The organism is Cellulosimicrobium cellulans (assembly GCF_001722485.1).
Lineage (GTDB): Bacteria > Actinomycetota > Actinomycetes > Actinomycetales > Cellulomonadaceae > Cellulosimicrobium > Cellulosimicrobium cellulans_A.
In genome coordinates, this window is the sequence record NZ_LWGL01000003.1 from 52,301 (window position 1) to 62,120 (window position 9,820).

The following is a 9,820-nucleotide window of genomic DNA, read 5'->3' on the forward strand; positions in this document are numbered from 1 at the left end:
TCACGGGCGAGGCCGGCGCGAGGTCACGCCCCCGGGCGTGGCCCGCGCCCGCCCGGGGCGCCGCCGTCCTCGTCCTCCACGTGCGTGCTCGTGGAGTCCTGACGGCGCGGGCGCCCCATGATGTGGTCGCGCGCGAGGCCCGACTCGCCCCGCCGCTCCGCCTCGCCGTACACCTGCTCGAGCGGTCCCTGCCGCTCCTCCACGTGCTCCATCGCGACGACCTCGGGGTGGTGCAGGTCGAAGGCCGGGGACTCGGACCGGATGCGCGGGAGGGCCTCGAAGTTGTGGCGCGGGGGCGGGCACGACGTCGCCCACTCGAGCGAGCGCCCGTAGCCCCACGGGTCGTCGACCTCCACCTTCGGCGCGTTGCGCCACGTCGTGTACACGTTCCACAGGAACGGCAGGGTCGAGGCGCCGAGGACGAACGCCCCGACGGTGGAGACCTGGTGCTCCCAGGTGAACCCGTCGTTCGCGGCGTAGTCGGCGTAGCGGCGCGGCATGCCCTCGACGCCGAGCCAGTGGTGGATGAGGAACGTCGTGTGGAACCCGATGAACAGCAGCCAGAAGTGGATCTTGCCGAGCCGCTCGTCGAGGCGCCGGCCGGTCAGCTTGGGCCACCAGAAGTAGAAGCCGGCGAACATCGCGAACACGACCGTGCCGAACACCACGTAGTGGAAGTGCGCCACCACGAAGTACGAGTCGTGCACCTGGAAGTCGAGCGGGGGGCTCGCGAGGACGATGCCGGTGAGCCCGCCGAAGAGGAACGTCACGAGGAACCCGACGGCCCACAGCATCGGCGTCTCGAACGTGAGCTTCCCGCGCCACATCGTGCCGATCCAGTTGAAGAACTTCACGCCCGTCGGGACCGCGATGAGCATCGTCATGAGGGCGAAGAACGGCAGCAGGACCGCCCCGGTCGTGAACATGTGGTGGGCCCAGACCGTCATGGACAGGCCGGCGATCGCGATCGTCGCGTAGACCATCCCGCGGTACCCGAACAGCGGCTTGCGGGAGAACACGGGGATGATCTCCGTGATGATGCCGAAGAACGGCAGCGCGATGACGTACACCTCGGGGTGGCCGAAGAACCAGAACAGGTGCTGCCACAGCAGCGCGCCGCCGTTCTCCGGGTCGTAGATCTGCGCCCCGAGCCTCCGGTCGGCGCCGAGCGCGAAGAGCGCCGCGGCGAGCACGGGGAACGCCATGAGCACGAGCAGGCTCGTGATGAGCGTGTTCCACGTGAAGATCGGCATCCGGAACATCGTCATCCCCGGGGCGCGCATCGCGATGATCGTCGTGATGAAGTTGACCGCGCCGAGGATCGTCCCGAACCCGGCCATGGCGAGGCCGAACACCCACAGGTCTCCCCCGATCCCCGGGCTGAACGGCTCCCTGGACAGGGGCGTGTACGCGGTCCAGCCGAAGGACGCGGCGCCCTGAGGCGTGAGGAACCCGCCGGTGGCGATGAGCCCGCCGAAGAGGAACAGCCAGAACGACAGCATGTTCAGCCGGGGGAACGCGACGTCGGGCGCGCCGATCTGCAGGGGCATGAGCATGTTCGCGAACCCGGCGAACAGCGGGGTGGCGAACAGCAGCATCATTACGGTGCCGTGCATGGTGAAGAGCTGGTTGTACTGCTCCTTGCTCTGCACGATCTGCATCCCCGGCTCGAACAGCTCCGCGCGGATCAGCAGCGCCATCAGGCCGCCGAGCAGGAAGAACAGGAACGAGGCGACGAGGTACATCCGGCCGATCGTCTTGTGGTCGGTGGACGTCACCCAGCGGACCGCGGCACGGCCGAGTCCGGTCTTCGACCGGGCCGCCCTAGGGGCGGACGGGCGGGGAGGTGCCGAGACGTCGAGCATCGTTCGACCTCCGGGATGGTGACCGGTGGGTGCGCGGCTTCGTCGCGCGGCCGTCCGACGGGCGGTCCTCACCAGCGTACGACCGCGCGTGAGAGCGCGCATGGTGGCCCGGGACGTCGATGTCAGGCGCGAGCGGGTCCTGATCGGTCCGGTGGGTCGACGGCTCGGCTCCTCAGAGGCCGCCGAAGAACGACCGCAGCTCGTGCGCGTAGCTCTCCGGCTGCTCGAACGCGGCGAAGTGGCCGCCGCGGGGCGGCTCGGTGGCGTACACGGTGTTCGCCACGCGGTCCAGCCAGGCACGGGGCGGGCGCACGACGTCGCCGGCGAACACGGAGAAGCCGGACGCCACCTCGACGTAGCGGGCGTGCTGCTCGCGCGGGATCGCGGCGTTGGCCCGGTACGCGCGGACGCCGGCGCCGACGTTGCCCGCCACCCAGTGCTCGGTGAGGAGGGCGAGGATCTCGTCCCGCGTGAACACGGACTCGACGTCACCGTCGCAGTCGCTCCAGGAGCGCAGCTTCTCCACCACCCATGCGGCGAGGCCGGCTGGCGAGTCCGTGAGGCCGACGGCGAGGGTCTGCGGCTTGGTGCCCTGGATCGCCGCGTAGCCGCCCTCGGCCAGGCGCCACCGGTTGCTGGCGTCGAGCCAGTCCCGCTCCTCCTGCGTCAGCGAGGCCGGGTCGTCGACGACGGGGAGCCCGGCGTCGGTGCGGTGCACGGCGATCACGCGCTCCGGGAAGTCGAGCGCGAGGAACCGGGCGACATGGCTGCCCATGTCGCCTCCGGCGACGAGGAACCGGTCGTAGCCCAGTGCCGTCATGAGCTCGGCCCACATCCCGGCGACCGCGCGGTTGTCCGGCGTCGGGCCGGACGGGGCCTCGGAGAACCCGAAGCCCGGCATGTCTGGGACGACCAGGTCGAACGTGAGAGCCGCGCCGGTCGTCCCGTCGGCGACACCCGGCGCAGCGAGCAACGGGAGCACCTTCCGGTACCGCCACGCGGAGTCGGGCCACCCGTGCGCGAGCAGGAGCGGCACGGGTCGCACGTCGCCGGTCCCGTCGGTCGACAGCGCGTGGAGGAAATGGACCGCCGTCCCGTCGATCGTCGCTCGTCGGCTGGGCAGCGCGGCGAGCTGCGCCTGGTGCGCGGCGAAGTCGAAGCCGTCCGCCCAGTAGGAGAGCAGCTCGCGCAGGTACGTCACGTCGACGCCGGCCGCCCACCCGAGGCCCTCGGGGGCGTCGACCCACCGCGTCGAGCGGATCCGGTGCCGGAGGTCCTCGACCACGGCGGCGGGGATCTGCGGCGTGAAGTCCTCGAGGCCGGTCACGCGGTGCGCCATGAGCCCGAGGCTAGCGGCCCGTCGACGCCCCGAGCAGCTCGGGACTACAGGACGCCGAAGGCGCGTGCGCCGAACAGGGCGAAGACGGCACCGGAGACGAGCAGGCCGGCCCGGAACGACGCCCGCCCCGGGGCGGTGCGGTGGAATCCCGGCGAGGTCGAGGAGCGCCACAGGTAGAGCGCGAGGATCACGGCGTCGACGGCCATGAGCGCCGGGAGCAGCGCGCCCGGTACGGACCCCGCCCACTGCGTGCCGGCGAGATGGACGAGGAAGCACGCGACCGCGACCAGGAGACCGGTGCGCACCCAGTCCCACCCGCTCGCACGCCGGCGACCCTCAGGCTCGGCGGCAAGCTCGACCGTGTCCCTCGACGCCGCACGCACCTCGGACAAGAGACCCCTCCTCGGGCGAGACCCGCGGCGGTCCGGCCGCCGACGCTCGGCGACGTGCCACGGTGAGCGAGACGCTACCGCGCGGAGACGCGCACTCGCGCGCCCGACCGCTCCCGCGCGTCGGTTCACGCCGGGGCACGCGTCGGTCAGCCACCCTGCGCGGCGAGCGCGAAGCGCAGGGAGAACGGGTCGAGCGTGCCGGGGAGGGCGGTGTCCGGGTCGAGCGGGTCGCGCCCGACGAGCCGGGGACCGTCCTCGCCGCTCGCGTCGACGAGCAGCGCGAGCACGGTGCTCGTGACGTGCAGGACGAGGTTGCGGCCCGCGCACTCCGCGGGCCCGGCGCTGAACGGGACGAGCGGCCAGTCGGCCTCGGTGCGCGGGCCCGTCCACAGCTCCGGGGCGAACCGGTCCGCCTCGGGGAGGTTCTCGTCGTCGCGGTGGAAGTACGGCGCGTAGGTGAGGACGAGCGTGTCCTCGGGGACGCGGCCGCCCTCCCACCGCGTCGGCTCGGTCGTCTCGCGCAGGAGCGCCGGCGTCGTCGGCCACAGGCGCAGCGACTCCAGGACGACCGCGCGCAGGTACGGCAGGTCCTGCGGCACGGTGAGGTCGCGCCCCGCGATCTCCTCGCGCGCCCGCGCGAGCGCGTCGGGGTGGCTCGCGATCAGGGCGAGCGCCCGGTAGCTCGCCCAGGCGGCGGCGTCGAACGCGAACAGCCACTGCGGCACCTGCTGCTCCGGGTCCGTGCGGTCGCTCACGTGCGCGAACGGCATCGACGCCGCGAGGCTCCCCGGTTCCGCCCGGGCGATCTGGCGCCGCACGCCCTCGAGGAAGCGGGTGCGACGCGCACGCCGCCTCGGGTGCAGGAACGCCCAGTTCGCCGTCGCGCGCAGCACGTGCAGGTCGTCGGTGAGGGCCTCGTCGTCGCGCGCGCCGGCCCCCAGCACGAGCTGGCGCACCATGCGCCACCACGTGCGCGCGTACGCGTCCCAGTCGAGCGCCCCCTCCCCCGCCGCGGTGCCGACGAGGTCGGCGACCTCGCGCCGGATCGTCGCCACCATGGCGTCCGCCGTGCGGTGCACGGCGCGACCGCTGTCGAGGACGTCCTCGTTGAACCGGCGCCGGTCCGCACGGTCCGCCCCCGTGGAGATCAGGACGCCGTGCGGCTGGAAGTGCCCCAGGGCCGCCGCCTTCTCCTTCGTGGCCGGCGAGAACGGCTCCGGCGACTGCGCGAGGACCCGGTGCACGTGCTCGGGCGCGAGCAGCACGACGACGCGGCGGCCGGGCACCCGCAGGCGCAGCGGTCCGGTGCCGTAGGTGCGCCGCAGCCGCTGGAACAGGCGCACGCCGCGCCGGTCGGCGTCGACCGCCTCGGCCAGGCGCACCGCACGGGGCCGACGCACGATCAGCCCGCGCGCGAGGAGCGGGACGGCGACCGTCCCTCCGACGAGCAGCGTGTCGAGCACCGAGGCGCGCGGCAGCGAGCGGGGCGTGGGGGCGGCGGACTGGGGCACGGGACCTCCTAGCGTCGGCGGGAGGCCACCGTAGGCAGGGCCCGCGGCGCTCGCAGGCCCGCGCGTCAGGTGCTGGTCCGGCCCGCGTCGAACACCTCGCGGTAGAGGCGGCCCGCCTCCTCCACGACGGACGGGTCGATCGACGCCACCGGGGAGGGCTCGACGAGCAGCGGCTCGCAGTCCGGACCGCGTCCGGCGACCGTCCCGGTGAGCAGCCACGGGAAGCGCTCGGGGGTCATGAGGTGCGCGTACTGGCACAGCTGGCGCGCCACCCAGTGCTCGACCGGCCGGTCCCACCACGGCTCCGGGTTCATCGGGTTGACGCTGAGCCCTGGCAGCAGGGCCCCGCTCTCGTGGTCGCGGCTCGTCGCCGCGGCGTCCGCCTCCGGTCCCCCGCTGAACCGCACGTACAGGGGCGCCACGACGCCCGCCAGCTCCGCCACCTCGGCGACGCTGCGCAGCCGTGGGTACCCGGCGAGGGAGGAGTCCTTCTGCTCCGGCACCTGATCCGACATCCCGACCTCCGCGTCCGTCCGCGTGCGAGCCGCTTCTCGACCCGGGACCGCTCGGCGGCCAGGCTAGGCACGGTCCGCGGCACAGGCACGCGGACGCACGGGGGCGGGCGAGAGCGTGCGAGAGCCGGACGGCCGTGCCACGGTGTGGACCGCCGGCCCCTCGGACCCCGGGGGCCGCGTGCCGCACCGCGAGGAGGACGAGATGAGCGAGAGCAGCAGCCAGCAGAACGAGGGCTACGACCCGAGCCAGGACCCCGACGCGGACCCGGCGTCCCTCAACCCGCGCGAGGGCGCGGAGGCGCAGGGCGCGGGGACGTCGAACGACGCGGACCCGGACGCCGACCCGGCGAACGTCAACCCGCGGACCGGCGACGAGGCCTCGGACGAGGGGCAGGGCGCCTGACCCTCCGGACGACGAGACGGGGGCGTCGGTGCCGAAGCACCGACGCCCCCGTTCGTGCGTCCGGGCCCGCCCGCCCCGACGGGCGGGGCGGGCGGGCTCGTGGACCTACCGGGCGGCCGTCCCGGTCGCCGGGTGCTCCTTGCGCGCCGGCCACAGCGCGATGGCGAGGCCCGCGATCGCGCTGACCGCGTGCAGCACGTTGTCGGCGCCGTTGATGTTGAGGATGTTCGCGTCCTCGTTGTTCACGACGATGAGGCCGTAGACGAACGCGGCGCCGTACCCGATCGCGAGGATCCACCCGTAGGTGCGCGCGCTGCCCGAACGGTTCCACAGCAGCACACCGAGCAGGCCGATGAGCAGGTGGACGACGTTGTGCAGCGGGTTGATCGCGAACCCGAGCAGGGTCTGCGAGTGGTCGTGCTCGAGCCAGCCGTCGAAGCCGGTGACGGCGAAGCCGACGATCCCGACGAGCAGATAGACGACGCCGATGATCAGGGCGAGGTACTGGTGGACACCTCGTGCGGTGCGGGCCGGGCGGGCGGCGGCACCGGATGCGGATGCTGCGGTCATGTCGTCTCCCTCATTCCTTGTGCAGGGCGTCCTTGACGACGCCTGCGGCCTTGTCGAGCGTCGACGGCTTCGCCGTCGTGCCGTGGAAGCGCGAGTCGGGCTGCGTGGGCGGAGGCATCGGCACGCCGGGAGGCGGCGTCGCGACGTACTCGAACGTTCCCTTGCCGTCCGGCGTCGGACCGCTCGCCCACCGGCCCTCGGACGCGTGCTCGCCGTCCGAGAAGTTGATGTACTGGTAGGAGGACTCGGTGTGCTCCTTGTTCTGCGGGAACGTGCTGGGCACGGGAAGCTCCTCGAGACCCTCGTCGCGCAGCTCCTGGGCCGCGGCGAGCCACTGGTTCTGGTGCATGGTGTCGCGCGCGAGGAGGAACGCCAGGAGGTCCTTCACGCCGCGGTCGTCGGTCATGTGGTAGAGCCGGGCGACCTGGAGCCGGCCCTGCATCTCGGCGTTCGCGTTCGCGGTGAAGTCGGCGAGCATGTTGCCGCTCGCCGTGACGTACGCCGCGGTCCACGGGTTGCCGTTCGAGTCGACCGGGCGGGCGCCGGCCCCGGCGACGATGGCGTGCTGCGGGTCGGTGCCCCCGACGATCGCGGCGACCGTCGGGTCGTCCTGCACCGCGCCCTCGACCACGCCGAGCGGCGCGTCCTCGAGCAGCTGCGCGATCATCGTCGCGAGCATCTCGACGTGCCCCATCTCCTCGGCACCGATGCCGTAGAGGAGGTCGCGGTACTTGCCCGGCAGGTGCGCGTTCCACGACTGGAACCCGTACTGCATGGCGACGGTGATCTCACCGTACTGCCCGCCCAGCACCTCCTGGAGCTTGCGGGCGTAGACGGCGTCGGGCTTGTCTGGCTTGGCCTTGTGCTGAAGCTCTTGGCGGTGGAAGAACATCGTCTCTCCCTCGGGGAGTCGGCCGTCCCGCTGCCTGCACGGGGCGTTCTCGGCGCGCGCCGGGTTCTCGACGCGTCGAACGTTCTCGGTCCCAGCGTCGTCCGGCCCGCGTGCGGTCGCATCTGGGGAGGCGTCGCGCTGCGTGCGAGGACGGCCCGGCGGACGCTGGACCTCCACCGGAGCCACGACGGGAGACACCATGAGCGACCAGGCCGCACCGCACGACCCGGGCGAGCGCAGCACCGACCACGACGCCGACGGCGACGACGTCCGCCGGGACGCGGCCGCGGACGACGCCTCGGTGTCGCCCTCCAGCAACCCGAGCGCCACGCAGGGCATCCCGGGGGAGCAGCCGAAGGACGACCCCGACCTCGAGGGCGAGGACCGGTTCGACGCCGGGTGACCCTGCCGGGGACGCGCGAGCGGCCGGGATGGTGCCTACCGTCGGACGAGGCTCCGCACCCAGGAGCGACCCCCGACCGAGGAGCGGCCCCATGACCTCCGGCACCGACACCCCCGTCCTGCTGCGCGCTGCGCGCGCCCTCGAGGAGTCCTCAGCCCTCGACGGCCTGTCCAGCGCCGTCCGCGGCGTCGCGCTCGCCGTCGTCCCGTCCGAGGGGCGCCTGCGCGACGAGCTCCACGGCCGCACGCTCGGCCACGCGCTGCACTCGACGCTCACCGACGTCCCCGTCGGGCTGTGGACCAGCGCGGCCGTGCTCGACGTCGCGGGCGGCAGGAAGAGCACCCCGGCCGCCCAGCGGCTCGTCGGGCTCGGTCTTCTCGCGACCGTCCCGACGGTGCTCAGCGGCCTCGCCGACTACCTCGCCGTCGACCGCAAGGCGCGCCGCGTCGGCTCCGTGCACGCGACGCTGAACTCCGGCGTCGCCGCGATGTACGGCGTGTCGTGGCTCCTGCGCCGCAAGGGCCGGCACGGCGCCGGCGCCGCGGTCGGACTGCTCGCGTACGGCGTCGCGGGCGCGAGCGCGTACCTCGGCGGGCACATCGCCCAGGCGCTGCGCGAGCCGCCTGCGGACGTCGCGCTCGGCGGGTCCGGCTCGTCCTCGGAGGCGGCGTGACGGTCCCGGGTCCGTCCGGCCGCGTGGAGGACCGCGACGTCGCGCTCGTGACCGGCGCGTCGCGCGGCATCGGCCTCGCGATCGCGCGCGAGCTCGCGCGCCGCGGTCACGACCTGCTCGTCGTCGCGGACACGGGGGTGGACGACGCCGTGCGGCGGCTGCGCGACGACGGTCCCGGCCAGGTCGCCGGGCTGGAGGTCGACCTCGCGACGCCCGAGGGCGTCGAGACGACGGCGGCGCGGGCGCGCGCGATGGGTGTGGGGATCTTCGTGCTCAACGCCGGCGTCGGTGTGCACGGCCCGTTCTCGCGCAGCCCGCTGGAGGACGAGCTCCGCCTCGTCGACCTCAACGTGCGCTCCGTCGTCCACCTCGCCCACCTCGTGCTCCCCGACCTGCTGGCGCGGGGCCGCGGGCGCTTCCTCGTGACGTCGTCCGTGGCCGCGACGATGCCCGCTCCCCTGCTCGGCACGTATGCGGCGTCGAAGGCGTTCCTGCGCTCGTTCGCGTGGTCACTGCGCGGCGAGGTGAAGGGCAGCGGCGTCACCGTGACGACCCTCCTGCCCGGCCCGACGAGCACGGACTTCTTCCGCGAGGCGCAGATGCGCCGCACGCACATCGGCCGGTCGCCGAAGTCGCGCCCCGCGCACGTGGCGCACCTGGCCGTCGACGCGCTCGAGCGCGGGCAGGCGGAGGTGTCCACGGGCGTCGTCGCGAAGAGCATGATCGCGATCTCGCGCGTGCTGCCGCAGCCGGCGCGCACGGCGTTCCACGGCTGGTTCTACGCGCCGGGCAAGGACTGAACCTCAGTCGGCGGCCTCGCCGCTGCGGTAGCCGTTGACCTTGTGCGTCCCGTCGCACCACGGCGGGATGGCCGTGCCGCCGCAGCGGCACAGCGCGACGGTCGACCGGCGTTTCTCGATCTCCCGGCCGTCCGCGTCGACGAGCCTCGCCGGGCCGCGCACGAGCAGCGGCCCGTCCGGGCACGCGGTCACCTCCACCTCGACGTCCCGTCCGCTCACGCCGCCACCTCCCTCGCCGTGCCGTCCCGCTCGCCGCGCGCCGTACCGGTCCGCGCGTCCCGCAGCTCGGCGACCGTGTGCGCCGCGCGCCGCAGGCGCGTCCCCGCGTACGGCACGCCGCCCAGGACCCACCAGCCGAGCGCGACCCAGACGCACACCGCACGCTCGAGGACCCACGCCGGCGCCCACAGCGCCGACGACGCCGGGAACCGCGCCGTGCCGCCCGCGCGCCGACGGC

General features: G+C 73.8%; 12 protein-coding genes and 1 pseudogene. 4 read left to right on the forward strand and 9 right to left on the reverse strand.

Features of this window, described 5'->3' with window-relative positions; translation table 11 throughout:
• Positions 1 to 23: 23 nt before the first annotated feature.
• The 5 genes from ctaD to JZ5iCDA_RS01065 all read right to left on the reverse strand — a co-directional run bounded on the left by ctaD (position 24) and on the right by JZ5iCDA_RS01065 (position 5,622).
• Complete coding sequence (gene ctaD, locus JZ5iCDA_RS01045; RefSeq protein ID WP_069385416.1) at positions 24 to 1,865, reverse strand: aa3-type cytochrome oxidase subunit I; 1,842 nt, start codon at positions 1,863 to 1,865, stop codon at positions 24 to 26.
• Between the two features lie 172 nt (positions 1,866 to 2,037).
• Positions 2,038 to 3,204, reverse strand: coding sequence for an epoxide hydrolase family protein (locus tag JZ5iCDA_RS01050; RefSeq protein WP_069385417.1), 1,167 nt, complete (start codon positions 3,202 to 3,204; stop codon positions 2,038 to 2,040).
• A 44-nt stretch (positions 3,205 to 3,248) separates the two neighbouring features.
• Positions 3,249 to 3,596: a hypothetical protein gene (locus tag JZ5iCDA_RS01055; RefSeq protein WP_139122896.1), complete on the reverse strand. Its 348-nt coding sequence runs from the start codon at positions 3,594 to 3,596 to the stop codon at positions 3,249 to 3,251.
• A 146-nt stretch (positions 3,597 to 3,742) separates the two neighbouring features.
• Positions 3,743 to 5,107, reverse strand: a complete 1,365-nt coding sequence (locus JZ5iCDA_RS01060; RefSeq protein WP_069385419.1) for a cytochrome P450 — start codon at positions 5,105 to 5,107, stop codon at positions 3,743 to 3,745.
• Between the two features lie 65 nt (positions 5,108 to 5,172).
• Positions 5,173 to 5,622: a DUF6098 family protein gene (locus JZ5iCDA_RS01065; RefSeq protein WP_069385420.1), complete on the reverse strand. Its 450-nt coding sequence runs from the start codon at positions 5,620 to 5,622 to the stop codon at positions 5,173 to 5,175.
• 202 nt (positions 5,623 to 5,824) lie between these two features.
• On the opposite strand from JZ5iCDA_RS01065, the gene JZ5iCDA_RS01070 reads away from it, so the two are divergent.
• Complete coding sequence (locus tag JZ5iCDA_RS01070; RefSeq protein WP_139122897.1) at positions 5,825 to 6,025, forward strand: hypothetical protein; 201 nt, start codon at positions 5,825 to 5,827, stop codon at positions 6,023 to 6,025.
• 105 nt (positions 6,026 to 6,130) lie between these two features.
• On the opposite strand, the gene JZ5iCDA_RS01075 is transcribed toward JZ5iCDA_RS01070, so the two are convergent.
• Together JZ5iCDA_RS01075 and JZ5iCDA_RS01080 are read right to left on the reverse strand one after the other, a co-directional pair.
• Positions 6,131 to 6,595, reverse strand: a complete 465-nt coding sequence (locus JZ5iCDA_RS01075) for a DUF4383 domain-containing protein (RefSeq protein ID WP_069385422.1) — start codon at positions 6,593 to 6,595, stop codon at positions 6,131 to 6,133.
• Between the two features lie 10 nt (positions 6,596 to 6,605).
• A complete protein-coding gene (locus tag JZ5iCDA_RS01080; protein ID WP_069385423.1) occupies positions 6,606 to 7,487 on the reverse strand; it encodes a manganese catalase family protein in 882 nt (293 codons plus the stop codon).
• Positions 7,488 to 7,686: 199 nt separating this feature from the next.
• On the opposite strand from JZ5iCDA_RS01080, the gene JZ5iCDA_RS01085 reads away from it, so the two are divergent.
• From JZ5iCDA_RS01085 to JZ5iCDA_RS01095, 3 genes are all read left to right on the forward strand, one after another.
• A complete protein-coding gene (locus JZ5iCDA_RS01085) occupies positions 7,687 to 7,890 on the forward strand; it encodes a hypothetical protein (RefSeq protein ID WP_069385424.1) in 204 nt (67 codons plus the stop codon).
• A gap of 91 nt (positions 7,891 to 7,981) precedes the next feature.
• Positions 7,982 to 8,563: a DUF2231 domain-containing protein gene (locus JZ5iCDA_RS01090; RefSeq protein ID WP_069385425.1), complete on the forward strand. Its 582-nt coding sequence runs from the start codon at positions 7,982 to 7,984 to the stop codon at positions 8,561 to 8,563.
• Positions 8,560 to 9,363, forward strand: coding sequence for an SDR family NAD(P)-dependent oxidoreductase (locus JZ5iCDA_RS01095; protein ID WP_216093377.1), 804 nt, complete (start codon positions 8,560 to 8,562; stop codon positions 9,361 to 9,363). The genes JZ5iCDA_RS01090 and JZ5iCDA_RS01095 overlap by 4 nt, the downstream gene beginning before the upstream one ends.
• Positions 9,364 to 9,366: 3 nt before the next feature.
• On the opposite strand, the gene JZ5iCDA_RS01100 is transcribed toward JZ5iCDA_RS01095, so the two are convergent.
• On the reverse strand, positions 9,367 to 9,582 hold the full coding sequence (locus JZ5iCDA_RS01100; protein ID WP_069385426.1) for a CDGSH iron-sulfur domain-containing protein: 216 nt from the start codon (positions 9,580 to 9,582) through the stop codon (positions 9,367 to 9,369).
• Positions 9,579 to 9,820, reverse strand: a pseudogene (locus JZ5iCDA_RS18675) (glycosyltransferase); the annotation flags it as partial. The gene JZ5iCDA_RS01100 and the pseudogene JZ5iCDA_RS18675, both read right to left, overlap by 4 nt.